This is a genomic window from Streptomyces sp. NPDC051684, from assembly GCF_044453445.1.
Taxonomy (GTDB): domain Bacteria; phylum Actinomycetota; class Actinomycetes; order Streptomycetales; family Streptomycetaceae; genus Streptomyces.
In genome coordinates this window covers 150259-168005 of record NZ_JBITCS010000007.1, presented here as the reverse complement: position 1 = coordinate 168005, position 17747 = coordinate 150259, and the positions used below count along the sequence as shown (strand labels likewise).

General features: G+C 73.5%; 11 protein-coding genes. 6 read left to right on the top strand and 5 right to left on the bottom strand.

The features are described from left to right. Positions 1–128 precede the first annotated feature (128 nt). Together ACIA8D_RS11270 and ACIA8D_RS11265 are read left to right on the top strand one after the other, a co-directional pair. Positions 129–1622 carry a Cys-Gln thioester bond-forming surface protein gene (locus ACIA8D_RS11270; protein ID WP_399230897.1) on the top strand — a complete coding sequence of 498 codons (1494 nt, stop codon included), beginning with the start codon at positions 129–131 and terminating at the stop codon, positions 1620–1622. Positions 1623–1824: 202 nt separating this feature from the next. Beyond that, positions 1825–2652, top strand: coding sequence for a PE-PPE domain-containing protein (locus ACIA8D_RS11265; RefSeq protein ID WP_399230895.1), 828 nt, complete (start codon positions 1825–1827; stop codon positions 2650–2652). A gap of 48 nt (positions 2653–2700) precedes the next feature. Here the strand turns inward: ACIA8D_RS11265 and ACIA8D_RS11260 are convergent, their stop codons facing one another. Beyond that, positions 2701–5850, bottom strand: a complete 3150-nt coding sequence (locus ACIA8D_RS11260) for an AfsR/SARP family transcriptional regulator (protein WP_399230894.1) — start codon at positions 5848–5850, stop codon at positions 2701–2703. 263 nt (positions 5851–6113) lie between these two features. On the opposite strand from ACIA8D_RS11260, the gene ettA reads away from it, so the two are divergent. Genes ettA through ACIA8D_RS11245 form a run of 3 tightly spaced genes read left to right on the top strand, consistent with a single transcriptional unit; the run spans position 6114 to position 8877 of the window. After that, complete coding sequence (ettA, locus tag ACIA8D_RS11255) at positions 6114–7778, top strand: energy-dependent translational throttle protein EttA (RefSeq protein ID WP_399230892.1); 1665 nt, start codon at positions 6114–6116, stop codon at positions 7776–7778. Further along, positions 7778–8197, top strand: a complete 420-nt coding sequence (locus tag ACIA8D_RS11250) for an acyl-CoA thioesterase (RefSeq protein WP_399230890.1) — start codon at positions 7778–7780, stop codon at positions 8195–8197. Before ettA ends, ACIA8D_RS11250 begins: the two co-directional genes overlap by 1 nt. Next, complete coding sequence (locus tag ACIA8D_RS11245) at positions 8194–8877, top strand: hypothetical protein (RefSeq protein ID WP_399230888.1); 684 nt, start codon at positions 8194–8196, stop codon at positions 8875–8877. Before ACIA8D_RS11250 ends, ACIA8D_RS11245 begins: the two co-directional genes overlap by 4 nt. 78 nt (positions 8878–8955) lie before the next feature. On the opposite strand, the gene ACIA8D_RS11240 is transcribed toward ACIA8D_RS11245, so the two are convergent. The 4 genes from ACIA8D_RS11240 to ACIA8D_RS11225 form a co-directional block, all read right to left on the bottom strand. Beyond that, positions 8956–9942: an ABC transporter ATP-binding protein gene (locus ACIA8D_RS11240; RefSeq protein WP_399230887.1), complete on the bottom strand. Its 987-nt coding sequence runs from the start codon at positions 9940–9942 to the stop codon at positions 8956–8958. Positions 9943–10002: 60 nt separating this feature from the next. Further along, on the bottom strand, positions 10003–12729 hold the full coding sequence (locus tag ACIA8D_RS11235) for an FtsX-like permease family protein (protein ID WP_399230885.1): 2727 nt from the start codon (positions 12727–12729) through the stop codon (positions 10003–10005). Position 12730: 1 nt separating this feature from the next. After that, positions 12731–16024: an FtsX-like permease family protein gene (locus ACIA8D_RS11230; RefSeq protein WP_399230883.1), complete on the bottom strand. Its 3294-nt coding sequence runs from the start codon at positions 16022–16024 to the stop codon at positions 12731–12733. 177 nt (positions 16025–16201) lie between these two features. Then, positions 16202–16606: a globin gene (locus tag ACIA8D_RS11225; protein ID WP_385769381.1), complete on the bottom strand. Its 405-nt coding sequence runs from the start codon at positions 16604–16606 to the stop codon at positions 16202–16204. A gap of 104 nt (positions 16607–16710) precedes the next feature. On the opposite strand from ACIA8D_RS11225, the gene ACIA8D_RS11220 reads away from it, so the two are divergent. Continuing rightward, the gene (locus ACIA8D_RS11220; RefSeq protein ID WP_399230881.1) at positions 16711–17697 is read left to right on the top strand and encodes a methyltransferase domain-containing protein; all 987 of its coding nucleotides are present in this window, start codon (positions 16711–16713) and stop codon (positions 17695–17697) included. The last annotated feature ends 50 nt before the right edge of the window (positions 17698–17747 follow it).

Genomic DNA, 17747 nt, shown 5'->3' with positions numbered 1-17747 from the left:
CTCTGCGCACCAGGTGCAGCGACGGGACGGGAGTGCAAGGGCCAGCCGAATCACTGTGGTTGGCGTTGATTCTGCCGGCGGGACACCACCCCCCATGTGACCACCCGTCCCGCCTGAAGGGGAATTTCGTGTTTTCTGTGTGCTCATGGACCGCACGGCGTGGACGAGGCGCAGCCCGTCTCGCCGCGGCGGCCCTGATGTCGGGACTCATGGCGACAGGGGCGATATCCGGCGCGGGCGTCGCGCAAGCCGACGACGGTGCCACGGAGCAGAGCGGCGCGAGCGCCGCTCTGGATGGCCTGGAGACCTACGGCACGGCCGTGATCCACGAGGCCGGGAAGGACGAGGAGGTGTCGGCGGGCCTGTTCCGGATGGCCGTCGACGACGGCGGGACGCTCCAGACGTACTGCGTCGACATCCACAACCCGACGCAGCCGGACGCCAAGTACCGGGAGACGTCCTGGTCCGGTACGTCGCTGCACGACAACGCGAACGCGGGGCGCATCCGCTGGATCCTGCAGAACTCGTATCCGCAGGTCAACGATCTCGCGGCGCTCGCCCGCAAGGCGCATGCCGGGAGCCTCACCGAGCAGGAGGCCGCGGCCGGGACGCAGGTCGCGATCTGGCGCTACTCGGACAAGGCCGATGTGGACGCGGTCAGCCCCGCCGCCGAGAAGCTCGCCGACTATCTGCAGCGCAGTGCGCGGGACCTCGCGGAGCCGCAGGCTTCGCTGACCCTGACGCCGCAGGCCGTCTCCGCGCGGCCGGGCGACGAGGCGTCCCCGTCGCAGTCGCCCGCCGGGCCGCACTCCGGGACCGGGCAGCGGGTCGGCCCGGTCACGGTGCGCACGAACGCCGACAGCGTCACGGTGCTGCCGCCCGTCGAGGCCGCCGCGGGCGGGGTGAAGCTTGTCGATGAGAAGGGCGAGCCCGTCACCACCGCGAAGAACGGCAGCCGGCTCTACTTCGACGTACCCAAGGGCTCGAAGGCGGGTTCGGCGGAGCTGACCGTGCAGGCGTCGACGACGGTTCCGGTCGGCCGCGCCTTCGCCTCCGACACCAGAAGCCAGACGCAGATCCTCGCGGGCTCCAGCGAGTCCACGGTCTCCGCGACCGCGACGGCGACCTGGGCGAGCGAGGGCGCCGTGCCCGCGCTGTCCGCGCGGGAGAACTGCGCGAAGGGCGGCGTCGACATCACGGCCGCCAACAACGGGGACGCGCCGTACACGTTCACGCTCATGGGCGCCCGGCACACCATCCCGGCCGGGGAGACGCGGACGGTGACGATACCGCTCCAGGAGGACCAGGCGTACGACTTCACGATCAAGGGTCCGCACGGCTTCGAGAAGCGGATACGTGGCGTGCTCGACTGCGCGACGACCTCGCAGGCGGGCGCCACGGCGGGCGGCGGCCTGAGGACCCAGGCGACGACGCAGCCGAGCCCGGCCTCCGTCGGTGGCACGGGCTCCGGCAATGGCACGGACCTGGCGGAGACGGGCAGTTCGAACGCGACGCCGATCATCGCGGGCATCGCGGTGCTGCTGGTCCTGGTCGGCGGGGCGTCGGTGGTCCTGGGCCGCAAGAAGAAGTCGCCGAGCGAGGGCGACAGCGGCGGCGAGTGACGGTGGGTGCCGGGGAGGGGCCGGGGTGTCGGGGTGACTCTCGCGCCCGGCCCGCCCGGCCCGCCGGCCCCCGGCACCGGATGAGCGCGCCACCCCCGCCCCACCTGCGCTGTCATCCACATGTCAACGGGATGTGATCACCCGCGCCTAGCGTCAAGTGCGTTGGTTGACCGGCACGTTCACAGACCGAGGGGGATCGCACATGTCGACAGCGCGCATGTCGAAGAGGAGCAGGGCGGCGGGGGCGGTACGCGCCGTCGCCGTGGCGGCGGTGCTGACCGCCGGCAGCGCCGTCGCGTTCGCGCCGGCCGCGCACGCGGACGGCGCGGAGCACTACTACATCGAGATCGGTGGAACCGGTCGTACGACGAACGAGGGCGGTTGCCCCAACACCAACTCGTCCTACAACACCGCGAACGACCGGCTAGGCCTCGGCGCCTCCGCGATCAAGGTCTGCTACCCGGCGACCGCGGGTCCGATCATCGGACCCAACGGCGGACTCGTGGAGCCGCCCGCGCAGGTCAACCCCGACGCCCTCACCGCGCCCACCTACGACGCCAGCGTGCAACTGGGCATCGAGCGAGGGCTGAAGGCGGCGCAGGACACCCACAACGCGCACCCCGACGCCCAGCTCACCATCACCGGTTACTCCCAGGGCGCCCAGGCGGCGGACGTGGTGCTCCAGCAGATCGCGAAGGGCGACACGGGCATTCCGAAGTCGCAGGTCGACGGCATGCTGTACGCGGATCCGATGCAGCCCGAGACCGGGTTCGGGGCGCGTGTCCCCAAGGGGCTCGGCATTCCGGGTGTGGCCACCGCGCCCGGTGCGGGACCGGCGGAGTTCGACGGGATCCCGGTCAAGCGGTTCTGCATCGTCGCCGACCCGGTGTGCGATCTGCGGTCGCTCGCCAACGCGCCCCGGTACTTCGACCTGCACCCGCTGTACCCCGAGGTCGCCATCCCCAAGAGCCTCAACCAGACCGGCCAGAACGGCGTTCAGTGGCTCAACCAGAACGGCGACCCCGTATAGGGAGTACGTGTAGGACCACCTGAAGGATCGGGGGAGTGGTCCGGCCGGTTACCGGCCGGCCGGACCATCCCCGTCCCGGTCCGGTCTTCGTCTGCCGGGGGCACCGGGATTACTGGGGTCACCGGGATCGTCGAGGTCGCCCAGGGCGCGGGAGATGCGCGCCCGGTTGGCGTCGGTGTCGGGGAGGGCGGTGCCGCGTTCGAAGAAGTCGCGGGAGCCGGAGAGGTCCTCGGCCACGGCCTCGTGCCACAGCAGCCGGTGCCGCAGCGCGATCTCCGGGGCGGTGTCGGTCGCCTCGTCCAGGACCGTGCGGGCCCGGCGCCGCAGATCCGCGGCCGCCTCCGGATTGCCCAGGTCGGCCTCGGCCGTGGACAGTCGGTCGAGGGCGGCGGCGTACAACGGGACATCGCCGAGGCGACGGGCCAGGCTCTCCGCCTTGCCGAGGGTGCCGACGGCCTCGGTGGGGCGCCTCAGGTCGAGTTGGAGCCCGCCGAGGCGGAGCAGGGTCTTGCCGAGGAGCCGGGGGCTGCCCGCCTTCTCGGCCAGGGAGATCGCCTTCAGATAGCGGTCGTACGCCTGGTCGTGCTCGCCGAGCTGGTGGTGCATGTCGCCGGCCCGCGTCATGATCGAACCGGTGAGCCAGTCGTCGTGCGTCAACTCGCCCGCGAGGCGCAGCACTTCGGCGAAGTGTTCCATCGACTCGGCGATCCGGCCCTCCAGATTGGCGAACGTGCCGAGGCCGGCCGAGGCGCGGGCCTGCTCGTGGCGGTCGTCGGCGCGGCGGCTGATGTCCAGCGCCTCGGCGAACCAGACACGGGCCTCGCGGTATCGGCCCTGAACCCCGTACAGGATGCCGAAACCGATCCGCAGCGCGGAGTCCATCCGTCGGTCGGTGGCCCGGTCGAGCAGCGGGAGCAGCATCTCCAGCGCGGTGCGGCACTCGTGGAAACGGCCCTGTCTGGTGAGGTAGTCGACCAGGCCCTCGGCGATCCAGCAGGCCTCGTCGACCCGGCCGGAGGCCACGGCCTGGCCGACCACGTCGACCAGTTCGCCGCCCGCCTCGTCCAGCCAGGCCGTGGCCTCCTCCCAGCCCGTGAAGGGGCCGGTGCCCTGCGGGCCGGTCGGAGTGGACGAGGTTCCCCAGTCGCTGGCGCAGCGGGTGGCGGCGACGTACAGCCGGAAGACCCGTTCCCGTGCCGCCGAGGCCTCGTCGGGGGACGCGGCGGCGACACGGCGGGCGTAGACGGCCACCAGGTCGTGCAGGCGATAGCGGTCGACGGTCACCCGCTGCGCCAGGCTCGCCTCGGCCAGGTTCTCCAGGGCGCGCTCGGCGTCGGACGGCGTCCAGTCGAGGAGGGCGGCCAGCGTCAGCCGGTCGAGGCGCACGGTGGGCGACAGGCCAAGGACGCGGAAGGCGCGCTGCTCGGCGGCGGGAAGCTGGGCGTAGGAGACGCCGAACGCGGCCGCTACGCTGCGGTCCTCCACGGCGAGTTCGTCGAGGCGGCGCTCGTCGTCGGTCAGCCGGGCCGCCAGGGCCTCCACCGCCCAGGGCGGGCGGTCCTGGATCCGGGCGCCGACGATCCGCAACGCGAGCGGGAGCCGCCCGCACAAGGTGGCCAGCTCGCGTACGGCGGTCAGTTCACGCCCGGCGGCCCGCGCGGGGCCGATCGCCCCACTGCCCTCCGCCGCCCCTTCCGCCGCTGCGGCGGCCTCTTCGGTTGCTCCCTCTTCGGCGCCGACCATGCGGGCCAGCAGCTCGGTCGCCTCCTCAAGGCCGAGAGGGGAGAGCGAGACCCTGCGGTCGACGTCGAGGCCGGTCAGGCGGCGACGGCTGGTCACCATCACGAGGGAGCCGGGCCCTGCGGGCAGCAACGGGCGCACCTGTTCGGCGCGGGCGGCGTCGTCGAGTACGAGGAGCAGCCGGAGGGAGGCGGTGGCCGCCCGCCATGACGCGGCGAGCTCGTCCAGGTCCTCGGAGTCCTGCCCCTCGCCGGCGCCCACCGCCCGCAATAATCGCCGCAGAATACGTTGCCGTCCCGCCGCCTCCCGGCCCTCCCGGTGGCCGTGCAGCTCCACGAACAGGCAGCCGTCGGGGTACCGGTCGCGCAGGGTCCGGGCCGCGCGCACGACCAGGGCGGTCTTCCCGACGCCGGCCATGCCGTCGACCGCCCGGACGGTGACCTCCTGGGCGTCGGCGGCCTCGACGAGCAGCCGGTGGTGCCGCTCCCGGCCGGTGAAATTGCTGGTGTCGACGGGCAGTTCATAGCGTGCGCGGTGCTTGCGGGGCGAGTCGTCGGGACGCGGCGGGGGCACGGCCGCGTCCCGCCTGGGCACCGACCGTTCCCGCACCGCGGCGGCCTCGTCGACCGTGGACGGCACGGATGGCGGCGACGGCGGTGGGAACGGGTCGTCGCCGCGGAGCACGGCCGCGTGCACCCGTCGAAGTTCGGCGCCGGGCTCCACTCCCTGCCCGTCGACCAGGCGGCGGCGGACCGTCGCGTAGACGTCCAGCGCGTCGGCCTGCCGGTTGGCGGCGTGCAGGGCGCGCATGAGCAGGGTGGCCAGCGCCTCGTTGTAGGGGTGGGCCGTGGTGAGGGAGAACAGTTCGGCCAGGGCCTCGGCATGCCGCCCGGAACGCAGCAGGCAGTCGGCCCGTTCCTGCACCGCCAGGAGCCGCTGCTCCGCGAGCCGCAGCCGCTCGCCCTCCGCGAAGGGCCCGGGCAGCCCGGCCAGGGGCTCGCCCCGGAACAGCTCCAGCGCGCGGGACCACGCGTCCACGGCGGCGCCGAGATCCCCGGAATTCCTCGCTGCGTGCGCCTCGGCGACACCGGCCTCCCACCGCGCGACGTCCACGGACGCGCTGCCGGGTACGAAGCGGTACCCGCCGCGCACGGTCTCGATCACGGACCGCGACTGCCCGGGAGGATCCAGGCGGCGGCGTAACCGGTGCACGTACACGGGGATCACCCTGGTCCCCGTACCGGGCGGCTCCGTCCCCCACACCCCGTCGAGCAGTTGCTGCCGGCCGACCGTCCGGCCGGGCCGCAACAGCAGCGCCACCAGCAGCGCCTGCTCCCGCACCGGCCCGAGCTCCAGGCCGTCGCCGCCACGCCAGGCCTGGGGCGGCCCGAGCAGAGCGAAGTGAGGGCGCGGGTCCTGCGGGTTCACGTCCGTGGACAACTCGCTCGGAATCGGCACGCGGCGAGAGTACCCACCCCTTGATCGCCCCCGTCCCGCCCCTGCACCGACCCCCACAAGACCTGCACGCCGACCACGACGCACAGTGACCACAGGGCTACCAGACCCGGACGAGAACCCGCAGTTCAGCGCCCTGCACCGATACGGGTTTCCGCCCAGCGGTGGCTGTACGGCAAGATGGGGTGTATCTGCCCTCACGCGGTGGAGCCGCAGCACGCGGGCCCCTTACTGCGATACACACTTCGACTGCCGGACGGTTTCTCTTGGCTGAGTTCATCTACACCATGCGCAAGGCGCGCAAGGCGCACGGCGACAAGGTGATCCTCGACGACGTCACCCTGAGCATGTACCCCGGGGCGAAGATCGGCGTTGTCGGTCCGAACGGTGCCGGTAAGTCGACCGTGCTGAAGATCATGGCCGGGATCGAGCAGCCGTCGAACGGTGACGCGTTCATCTCTCCCGGTTACAGCGTCGGCATCCTCATGCAGGAGCCGAAGCTCGACGAGTCCAAGACCGTTCTGGAGAACGTGCAGGACGGCGCCGCCGAGATCATGGGCAAGCTCAAGCGCTTCAACGAGGTCGCCGAGCTCATGGCCACCGATTATTCGGACGAGCTCATGGAGGAGATGGGCAAGCTCCAGGAGGACCTCGACCACGCCGACGCGTGGGACCTCGACGGTCAGCTGGAGCAGGCCATGGACGCCCTGGGCTGCCCGCCCGGCGACTGGGCCGTCACCAACCTCTCCGGTGGTGAGAAGCGCCGCGTCGCGCTCTGCAAGCTGCTCATCGAGGCGCCCGACCTGCTGCTCCTCGACGAGCCCACCAACCACCTCGACGCCGAGTCCGTGAACTGGCTGGAGCAGCATCTCGCCCAGTACAAGGGCACCGTCGTGGCCATTACTCACGACCGGTACTTCCTGGACAACGTCGCCGAGTGGATCCTCGAGCTCGACCGCGGCCGCGCCATCCCGTACGAGGGCAACTACTCCACGTACCTTCAGAAGAAGTCCGAGCGCCTCAAGGTCGAGGGCAAGAAGGACGAGAAGCGGCAGAAGCGGCTCAAGGAAGAGCTCGAGTGGGTGCGGTCCAACGCCAAGGGCCGTCAGACCAAGTCCAAGTCGCGTCTTGCCCGCTACGAGGAGATGGCCGCCGAGGCGGACAAGATGCGGAAGCTGGACTTCGAGGAGATCCAGATCCCGCCGGGCCCGCGCCTGGGCAACGTCGTCGTCGAGGTCGAGAACCTCGGCAAGGCGTTCGGGGACAAGGTTCTTATTGATGACCTGAGCTTCACGCTGCCGCGCAACGGCATCGTCGGTGTCATCGGTCCGAACGGTGCCGGTAAGACCACTCTGTTCAAGATGTTGCAGGGCTTCGAGGAGCCGGACTCCGGGTCCATCAAGGTCGGCGACACCGTCAAGATCTCGTACGTCGACCAGAACCGCGCCAACATCGACCCGAAGAAGACCCTTTGGGCCGTGGTCTCCGACGAGCTCGACTACATCAACGTCGGCCAGGTCGAGATGCCGTCGCGTGCGTACGTGTCGGCCTTCGGGTTCAAGGGGCCTGACCAGCAGAAGCCTGCCGGTGTGCTCTCCGGTGGTGAGCGCAACCGCCTCAACCTCGCGCTCACCCTCAAGCAGGGCGGCAACCTGCTGCTCCTCGACGAGCCGACCAACGACCTCGATGTCGAGACCCTCAGCTCGCTCGAGAACGCGCTGCTCGAGTTCCCGGGCTGCGCCGTCGTCGTCTCTCACGACCGGTGGTTCCTCGACCGGGTCGCCACGCACATCCTCGCGTACGAGGGTGAGTCCAAGTGGTTCTGGTTCGAGGGCAACTTCGAGTCGTACGAGAAGAACAAGATCGAGCGGCTCGGTGCGGACGCCGCCCGTCCGCACCGCGCCACCTACAAGAAGCTGACCCGCGGCTGATGGCCCGCCACGTATACGCCTGCCCCCTGCGTTGGGCCGACATGGATGCCTACGGGCATGTCAACAACGTGGTTTTCCTTCGGTACTTGGAGGAGGCCCGTATCGACTTCCTGTTCCGGCCCGACAAGGACTTCCAGCAGGGGTCCGTCGTGGCGCGCCATGAGATTGACTACAAGCGGCAGTTGGTGCACCGGCACCGGCCCGTGGACATCGAGCTGTGGGTCAGTGAGATAAAGGCGGCTTCGTTCACGCTGTCGTACGAGGTCAAGGACGAGGACGTCGTGTACGTGCGTGCCTCCACGGTCGTCGTGCCGTTCGACTTCGAGGCGCAGCGGCCGCGGCGGATCACCGCGGAGGAGCGGGAGTTCCTGGGCGAGTACCGGGACGACGCGGACCGTGCGGAGGCGCTCGTCGCATGAGCGCGCCCGAGCTGTTCCTGGCCGACCCGGGGGAGGCGGCGGATCTCGCCGCCTTCCTCGGCCGGCTGCTGCACTACGACAAGGCGGCCGCCGTGCGGCTGCGGGCGCAGGCCGGTGGCCAGGCGCTCGCGGTGTTCGGCCGGCCGCCCTCGTTCGAGGTGCTGGCCGTGCGTACGGCGCGGCTGCTCAAGCCGTACGAGGACGGGATCGAGGACGCCCTCGACGTGACCGTGTCCGCGGGGGAGTTGCTCGACTCCCTCGACGAGGGGACCGCCACCGCCACGGTTCCCGCCGCCGTCACTGGTCCGCCCTGGGCCGGTGTCCTGCCGCCGCTCGGCGGCTGGGAGCGGGTCGCCGGGTTCCCGGACGCGGACGCGCTGCGCGGACTTGTGAAGGCGGCCGTGACCGAATTCCGGGCGCGGGTCGAGCAGTTGGCGCCCGAGGCGCGCACGCGCGGCGAACTCGACCGGATCGGCGGCGAGGTCTGGTCGCGCGAGATCGGTGACAGCGGGGCCCCGGTGCGGCTCGTGCACGCCGCGGCCTCCCTCGGCTTCCTGCGCGGGGACGACGTCGACCTGCTCGCCGCCGGGGCGTGGCTGAGGCTGCGTACCGCGTACGGGTCCGTGGCGGCCCGGCGCGAGGCGCCCACCCTGAGCGGGCTCTCCGTCAGTCCCGTCTGAGCCGGAGTCGGATGGTCCGGCCCTCCCCGGACCGGTCCGCCCGAGTCGCCTCGCAGGCGCCGCCGACCGCCCCACCCCTCAGCGATGCCCCTGGTCGTCCGGGCGGATCTCGATGTGGTCCTCCTCCAGTTCCAGGAGCACGCGGTCCCGCATGCCCAGGGACTCCGTGTATTCGACGGGGAGTTGGAGGCGGCCCGCCCGGTCCAGCATCGCGTACTCGCGTGAGACCAGGGACTCCTGGCCGGTCGCCGCGTCGACGTGGGTGTGCCGCAGGACCTCCGTGGAGGTGCGGCCGTCGCGGATGGCGACGGTGCGGCGCACCTCGTTCGCGACCGTCTGGTCGTGCGTGACGATGACGACGGTCGTGCCCAACTCCTCGTTCGCCGTGCGGAACGCGGCGAAGATCTGCTCACCTGTGTGCGAGTCGAGCTCGCCGGTGGGCTCGTCGGCGAGCAGCACCTTCGGGTTCCCCGCGAGGGCCACGGCGATGGCGACGCGCTGCTGCTGTCCGCCGGACATCTGCCGCGGGCGGCGGTCGCGACAGTCGGCGACGCCGAGGACGGCGAGCAGCTCGTCGGCGCGCGCCGCCTGCTGTGCCTTGTTCGTCTTGTGGGTCCTGCCGTGCAACTGCATCGGCAGGACCACGTTCTGAGTTGCCGTCAGGTAGGGGAGCAGGTTGCGGGACGTCTGCTGCCAGACGAAGCCGACGGCCTCGCGGCGGTAGCGCAGGCGGTCCTTCGCGGTCATCGTGAGCAGGTCGTGGCCCGCCACCTTCGCCGCGCCCGCCGTGGGTTCGTCGAGGCCCGCCAGGATGTTCATCAGGGTCGACTTGCCGCTGCCCGAGGCGCCGACCAGTGCCATCAACTCGCCCTGACGGACGAGGAGATCGAGGCCCTGGAGAGCCTGGACCTCCACGCCGTCCGTGCTGAAGACACGGACCAGCCGGTCGCAGGTGATGAGGGCGTCGTGGCCGTAGGCGGGCCGGTCGCGGTGGACCGTTGCGCGGCGTTCCAGCTCGGCGAGGGTCGGGGTCGGGGCGGGCGACGGTGCGTCGGGCGGTGTCATGGCGGTCGGGTCTCCCGGGTGTCGGGGCGGCGGTGTGCGGGGCGGGGGCGGGCGGCGCCGCTACGTGACGCCTCCGTCGCCCGCTCTCAGCTCGCGCACGGAACCCCTCCTCCCCGACCACCAGGCCTGGAACGTCGCCGCCCCGAGCGCCAGCAGGAGAACCCCTGCCGCGGGGAGCGCCAGGGACAGGGGAGCGGTGTGCAGGTGGGGCGGTGTCGTGGGGGACGGTCCGTCCGCCAGGGCCAGGGTCGTCAGGTCCAGGCCCGGCGACAGGATGCGGATCGCCGCCCAGCCGGTCAGGGCGCCGCCCGCCGCCGCCAGGAAGGCCTGGGGCAGCGCCTCCAGGACGAGCAGCCGGCGGGCCTGGCCGCGCGTGAGGCCCATGGTGCGCAGCCGGGCGAGCAGGGCCAGGCGTTCCGGGGCGGCGTGCGCCAGGGCGATGAGCAGGGCCAGCAACGCGTAGCCCGCGCCCGCGGCCACCGCGGCGACGTAGATGCCGGTCGCGCCGGACTGCACGGGCGAGTCGACGTAGCGGGCGCGTTCGGTGGAGCGCAGCCGCACGGTGGTGTCCGCGCCCGCCGCGCCGCGCAGCGCCTTCGCGTCGAGCCGGTCGCCGGTGAGGAGCAGGGCCGTGGGGCGGGCCGGGGCGCCGGTGGCGCGGGCGAGGGCCGCCGCGTCCACGATCACGAAGTCGTCGACGAGGGCGGGCGTCGTGGTGCGCTCGGCGGCCAGGCGCAGCGTGACGGTCTCGCCGTTCAGCCGCACGTCGAGCCGGCCGCCGGTGAAGAGGCCGGCCAGCGAGGGCGAGGCCAGCACGGGGACCGTGGCGCGGCCGGTCGGACGCAGGGCGTCCGCGGGGAAGGCGCCGAGGCCCGTGCGGCGGGCCAGGCGCGCGTACGCCTCGCGGTCGACGCCCGCGAGGGCGAGCCGACGGGTGCTGTCCGCGACGGGGACGTCGTAGTCGATCGCGGCCGTGGCCATGTCCCGTACGCCGGGGGCGTGGCGGACCCGGGAGAGTGCGGCGGCGGACAGGGGGCCGCCGCCGTCCACGCGGGCGTCCGCACCCACCGTGGCCAGCGCGGCCCGGTCCCGGGCGCCCCCGACGCCGGCCAGCACGGACCCGCCGAACGCCGCCGTCGTCAGCGCCGTGAGGAGCGCGAGCAGCGGCAGCACGGCCGTGGCCGCCCCCGCCCTGGACCGCGCCGTGCGGGCCAGTGACAGATGGCCCACCGTGCCGCGCAGCCGGCCGACCGGTCCCACCAGGCGGCGCAGCGGCAGCGGCAGCAGCCGTACGAGGACGAACGCGGCGACCACGCCGACCAGCACCGGCGCCAGCGCGACCAGCCCGTCGCCGCTGTCCGTCGCGCCCCTGCGGCGCAGGGCGACCACGGCGGCCACCGCCATGGCCAGCAGGGTGAGTTCGGCGACCGTGCGGCGGGCCGAGGGGCGGGAGGTGGCCAGGTCCTCGCGGGTGCCGTGCGGACGGGCTCGGCGGTGCGCGGCCACCGCGCGCAGCGGCAGCGTCGCGCACGCCACCAGGACGACGGCGCCCGCCGCCGTCGCCGCGAGGGTCCACCGGCCGTACGGCACGACGAGCAGCGCCAGCAGCAGTCCGAGCGCGCCCGCGGGCACCGCCACCGCCGCCGTCTCCGCCAGCAGCCGTCCGCCGATGCCGGGCAGTGAGCCGCCGCGCGAGCGCAGCAGGGCGAGTTCGGCGCGGCGCCGGTCCGCGCCCAGGCCGCCCGCCATGAGCAGCACCACGCAGGCGAGCGCGCCCGTGCCGTAGGCGGCGACCGAGACGACGGGGGTGACGCCCGAGCGCAACGTGTCGTAGCGGTCGAGGACGTCGCCGAGATGGCTGCTGACGTCGGCGGTCTCGCTCGCCGTCGCCGTGCGCACGGCGGGCAGGCCGGGGCCGTCGACGATGTTCGCCAGAGCGGCCTTCAGGTCGGGCAGTTGGCGGGCGGTGAGCGTGTCGGTGACGGGGGCGAGCTGCCAGTACGACTGCGCCCTGCCCGGGGTGTCGGGGATCGCCGTGGCCGCCCCGGGGGCGAGCAGCAGGGCCGCCGCCCAGTAGCGCTGCGGCGGCATGCCCTTCGTGCTGCGCTGCTCCGGTGTGCGCAGCAGGGGAGCCGTCGACCAGTACGCGCCCGAGGGATCGCGGGGCTCGACAACTCCCGTGATCCGTACGGTGGTCGGACGGTCGTCGAAGCCCGGGAGATGGACGACCGCGCCGGGTTCGAGGTGCAGGTGGCGTGCCGTTTCCCGGGTGACGGCGGCCTCCATCGTGTGGGCCGTGTGGTGGCCGCGCGGCAGCCTGCCACGCGTCACGCGCGCGTGGTCGGCGAGCCCGCCCTGCGCGTTCAGCGTGAAGACGGGCAACGGGCCGTCGATCCGTGGCAGTCGGCGATCCAGCGCGGTCATCGGCTCGACGCTGCGTGTGCCGTAGGACGATTCACGCGGGTCGGCGGCGAGCGGAGCCCTGAGCAACCCGGCGATCTTCCGGTACGCGGCGTGTGCGACGGGGTCGGACACCCGCACCGCGCGCTGCCGCGGGGTCAGTTCGATCCCGGGGTCGTCGACGGTGACGCCGACGGCCAGCCGGCCGGGCGTCTCCTGGGCGAGCGACTGCCGCACGCCGCGGTCCTCGTAGCGGTCGACGGCCCGGGGGAACGCGGCGGCCAGGCACGACGTCAGCAGCACGAGCAGGAAGAGCGCGGCTGCGGCCCCCGGCGCGGTCCGCAGCCGGGTGCGCATCCAGGGGGCGACGGGGCTTGTGGTCCTCATGTCACTCGCCCCCTTCGACGCGCAGCGAGTTCGCGGCGGACGGCGGGCGGCGCAGCGCCAGGACCGCGGTGATCAGGGCCGGGACCGCGGCCACGCCGAGCAGCAGCAACGCCACCTGGTGCACTGGGAGTCGGACCAGCACGTCCGGTACGGGGCGGGTCGCCTCGCCGGTCAGGACGATCAGCGGCACCACGGCGCGCGTGAGGAGGATGCCGAGCGCGGCACCCACCAGGAGCCCCAGCGCCACCAGGGCGCCCTGTTCGGCGGCGACCAGGCGGGCCAGGCGGCGGCGTGAGGCGCCGAGCGCGGACAGGACCGCGAACTCGTCGCCCCGCTCGCGCAGCGAGCCCGCCGTGCTGACCGCGAAGCCGACCGCGGCGAGTGCGGCCGCGGCGAGCGCCGCCGCGGCCAGCGCGGACTGCGGGCCCGCCCCCAGGGGATCGTCGTGCAACTCCTCCGCGATCTCCGAACGCGCCGTCACCTGCGCCGGATCCAGGTCCGGGTGGGAGCGCAGCGCGGCAACGGCCCGCTCGGTCCCGCCGGCCGCCGGATACAGCCACCACTCGTTCGGGGCGAGCGGGTCGGCGACGGCCGCGTTCAGGTCGCGCAGGTCGAGCAGGAGTCCGCCGCCGTCCTTGGCGGCCGAGGCACCGGCCCCGGTCGCCGTCGTGGAGCCCGCCCCCGACTCCGCCCCGGCCTCAGGCCCCGTCGTCGGCAGCGCCCGTACGCTCGCCGCGATCCGCACCCGTACCCTGCCGCCGCCCAGGTCCACGTCGAGCCGGGAGCCGACATGGGCGTCCGCCGACGCCAGATAGCGGTCGGTGGCCAGCGCAGCGACCTCGGTGACCGCGGGCCGGTCCGCGACGAGCCGCACGTTCACCGCGGGCCGGGCACCGTAGCCGGCCCAGCCCGACTCGTGCCCGGGGGCGTACGACAGGGAGACCCCGGAGCCTTCGGCGCCGCCGACCTTCGGCTTGGTGGGGGCGCCCTCCTCCCCGGGGGCCGAGGTCTCGCGGCCCGTCAGCGAAGCCTTCCAGCGTGTCCCGGTCAGGCTCAACGGACGCTGCCCGCCGCCCCGTTCGGGGGCGCTGACGGCTTCCAGGGTGATGCGGTGGCGGGCGCCGGGAACCGACGGCTGGTCGGTGTCGAAGTCGAGGCCGGTCAGAGTGAGCGGGCCCGCCGCGGGGCCCAGGTCCAGGGACACGCGGTGGCCGCGGCCGTCCAGGGGGAGTTCGTCGAGCTGGGTGCGGTAGGCGAGGCCGTACCGGTCCCGCACGGTCGCCGACACGGTGGTCACCTGGTCGCTCTCGTCCTTCTGGTTCGTGGTGCCGCGCAGCGTCAGCACGGCGCGCGTCGTGCCGGCGGGCAGCCGCACTCCGGGGACCGGGGCCGGCTTCGGCGTGATCGCGGCGAGGGCACGCCGCGGCGAGGTGTCCGTGAGGTCGCCGCGGAGCATCAGGCCGTCGTGGGCGTGCGCCGTGTCGAGCGCCAGGAGCGTCGCCGTGCGGCCCTCGTTCAGCGGCAGCGTCGCACGGTAGGCGGGCGCCGCGTCCCGTACGCCCGGCACGGACGCGTACCGGGCGGCCTGGTCCATGCCCGTTTCCGTGGCGAGCACCCGGATCGGGGCACCCGAGCGGAAGTCCGCCTGGTCGTCCTGCGAGCGGTCCCACGAGGCGCCCTGGCCGATCGCCAACATGCCCATGGCCACGGCCAGTACGAGCAGCAGCACGGGGCCCGCGCCGCGCATCGGGCGGCGGCTGAACTGCCAGCCCGCGAGTGCCGCGGGCAGCCCTCGCCCGCTCGCCGCCCGCCGCTCCGCGAGCCGGGCCACCGGCGGCAGCAGCCGCAGCGTCAGCACGGTGCCGGCGAGCAGCGCCAGGGCGGGCGCCACCACCAGCAGCGGGTCGATGCCCAGGGTGCCGGAGCGGTTCCCGCTCAGCGCGCCCGCGTCCGAGGTCTGCCGGTCCAACTGCCAGTAGGCGACGCCCGCGACGAGCAGCAGCCCGATGTCGGCGCCCGCGCGGACCGGTGCGGGCAGCGTCCGCGCCCGCTCGCGCCGCGCCCCCCGGTCGGTCAGCGCGGGCGCCGTCACCGCGAGCGCGCAGCCCACCGCGACGGCCACGGACACCAGCCACACCGAGCCCCCGGAACCACTCGTGTCGAGCCGCAGACCGATCCGCGACAGCGCGCCCTGCGACGCGACGAGTTGGGTCAGCGGCCCCGCGAGCAACGGCGCGCACACCACGGCCGGCAGCGCGAGCAGCAGCGACTCGGCGGCGGCGAGCCCGGCGACCCGGCCCCGCGATCCGCCGCGCGCCCGCAACATCCAGGTCTCGCCGGTGCGTTCGGCGTTCAGGAGCCGGGCCACCAGCAGGAGCGCGTACCCGGCGAGCAGCACCAGTTGGAGTGCCACGATCAGCAGTGTCGAGCGGGCCACGAGCAGCGCCCGCTCGGCTTTGTCGAGCACGTCGGGCAGTGCGGTGCGCACTTCCGTCGCCCCTGCCAGGCCCTTGCTGTGCAGCAGGGCGCGGGGGCCCGCGCGCGCGGCGTCGCGCAGCTCCCCGAGCCGGTCCGTGGTCAGGGTCGAGAAGTCGGCCGTGGTCAGCCAGGCCGACTGCCCGTCGCTGACCCTGCCGCCCGCCACGACGGACGGGTCGGCGAGCAGCGGACCGTACGTGGTGTAGCCGAGCTTGCGCACGCCACGGCCGCGGAGTTCGTCGACCGTCCAGTACGCGGCCTGCGGCCGGGCCGGACGGTAGACGCCGGTCAGCTCGACGGTGATCTTCGGGCCGCCGAACCGGTCGGTGAGGACGAACCGGTCGCCGACCCCCAGCTTCAGCGGTGCGGCGGCGGCACGCGGGATCGCCGCCTCGACCACGGATCCGGCGCGGGCGCGCGGCAGTCGGCCCGAAGTGACCTTCACCTCGGAGCGTTCGAGCACCGCGAAGTTCGTCAGGTCCGGCTTCCCGCCGCGGGGCGTGCCGGGCAGCGCGTAGGGGCCCGAGGTGATCAGCGTCTGCTGGTGCAGCGGCAGCCCGTCGAAGGTGCGCCGGGCCCCCTTGTCGACCGCGGCGTCGGCGGCCCGGCGCTGCTCGGCGGTGACGTCGGCGCGCACCACGAGCGCGGTGGCCGCCCGGTCACGGGTGCGCAGCGTGTGGCGCAGCGAGGCGTCGCCGATCGCCGTGGAGAACGCGCCGAGCATCGCGACCACGGATGTGGTCAGCACGACCGCGAGCAGCGCGGCGGTCAGCAGCAGGCGATGCGCCCGCACCCGCAGCAGGACAAAACTCCACACTCAGCCGCCCCCGACTCCGCGCGCCGCGCCTCGCGCGCTTCACGCTCTACGCCCCCGAAAGTCCGGACGGATGCTTTCAGAGGGCACGCAGGGAGGGAAGAGGTCTGGACCGGATCGTGACCGGATGGCAGGAACGGGGGACCGTTCAGCGGTGCGCCGCCGCGGCTCCCCGCGGGCTCAGCCCGCCGTGTTCACCATCGAAGCCGCCGCGTACGTCAGGTAGTTCCACAGCGTGCGCTCGTGCTCCTCGGAGAGGTTCAGGTCCTCCACCGCCACCCGCATGTGCTTCAGCCACGCGTCGTGCGCCGCGCGGTCCACCTGGAACGGGGCGTGCCGCATCCGCAGGCGCGGGTGGCCGCGGTTGTCACTGTAGGTACGGGGGCCGCCCCAGTACTGCATGAGGAACAGCGCGAGGCGCTCCTCGGCGGGGCCCAGGTCCTCCTCGGGGTACATGGGGCGCAGCAGCTCGTCCTGTGCGACGCCCTCGTAGAAGCGGTGCACGAGGCGGCGGAACGTCTCCTCGCCACCCACCTGCTCGTAGAACGTCTGCTCCTGAAGCGTGTCGCGCGGGATCTCAGTCACCCCTCAATGCTCTCAGACGTACCGGCCGGGGACCGGGGTCCTAGGACCACTCGGGCCGCGGAACGGGGCTCGCCGTTTTCGGGTGTCCGCAGGACAGTGGACATATGGGCGCAGAGCACACCGAGGATCTCGAGCGGCTCGCCGTACGGGCGCGGGCCGCGCTCGTACGCGAGATCGATCACAGCGGGGCCTGGGACGCGGACCTGGCGTGGCGGGAGGCGTTCGACGAGGTGCCGCGCCACCTCTTCGTGCCGTACTACTTCGTGGGCGCGCCCGGAGGCTACGAGCGGCTGTGGGGCGAGCACCCCGACCCGGAGCGGCGCGAGCGCTGGCTGCGCGGCGCCTACGCCGACGAGCCGCTGGCCACCCGGCTGCGCGACGGCGCTCTCATCTCCTCCAGCAGCCAGCCGTCCCTGATGGCCCGGATGCTCGTGGAGCTGCGGGTACGGGACGGGGACCGGGTCCTGGAGATCGGTGCGGGCACGGGGTACAACGCGGCACTGCTCGCGCACCGCGTCGGTGCGGGAAACGTCACGTCCGTCGACCTCGACCCGGAGATCACCGAGTCCGCCCGGACCCATCTCGCCGCCGCCGGGTACCGGACGGCCGTCGTCACCGGCGACGGGGCCCGGGGATGTCCCGAGCGGGCGCCGTACGACCGGATCATGGCGACGTGCGCGCTGCCCTCGGTGCCGGAGGAGTGGCTCGGGCAGTGCGCGCCGGACGCCCGGATCCTCGCGCCCGTGTCGACCGGGATCGTGGTCCTCGACGTGCTCGACGTGGCGGGGCGGTACGCGCAGGGGCGGTTCCTGCACACGCCCGCGTACTTCATGGCGCTGCGCGGCGGTGCGGGCCGGGCGCCCGAGCCGCGGGGCGGGGGCCTGCCGCATCCCGTGCTGCGCGACGAGTCGTTCCGGTTCCTGCTCACGCTGGCGTCGGGTCGCCTGGACCCGCACGAGGTGCTGGCGCTGTGGGAGCGGGAGGGCAGGCCCGCGCGCGAGCGGTTCGGGGTGGCCGTGCGCGACGGGCGCCAGTGGGCCTGGCTGGACGATCCGGACGGGCCCCACACATGGGAGTTGCCGGGCACCTAGGGCCTGTCTTCAATCTTCCGTCTGCGCTCCGGGCGACGACGGGAGATTGA

What these genes read in the sequence shown, in the direction of transcription:
- ACIA8D_RS11250 (WP_399230890.1), top strand. Translation starts at nt 7,778, where the DNA reads ATGGCCCGCCACGTATACGCCTGCCCCCTGCGTTGGGCCGACATGGAT.
- ACIA8D_RS11220 (WP_399230881.1), top strand. Translation starts at nt 16,711, where the DNA reads ATGGGCGCAGAGCACACCGAGGATCTCGAGCGGCTCGCCGTACGGGCG.
- ACIA8D_RS11265 (WP_399230895.1), top strand. Translation starts at nt 1,825, where the DNA reads ATGTCGACAGCGCGCATGTCGAAGAGGAGCAGGGCGGCGGGGGCGGTA.
- ACIA8D_RS11245 (WP_399230888.1), top strand. Translation starts at nt 8,194, where the DNA reads ATGAGCGCGCCCGAGCTGTTCCTGGCCGACCCGGGGGAGGCGGCGGAT.
- ACIA8D_RS11240 (WP_399230887.1), bottom strand. Translation starts at nt 9,942, where the DNA reads ATGACACCGCCCGACGCACCGTCGCCCGCCCCGACCCCGACCCTCGCC.
- ACIA8D_RS11235 (WP_399230885.1), bottom strand. Translation starts at nt 12,729, where the DNA reads ATGAGGACCACAAGCCCCGTCGCCCCCTGGATGCGCACCCGGCTGCGG.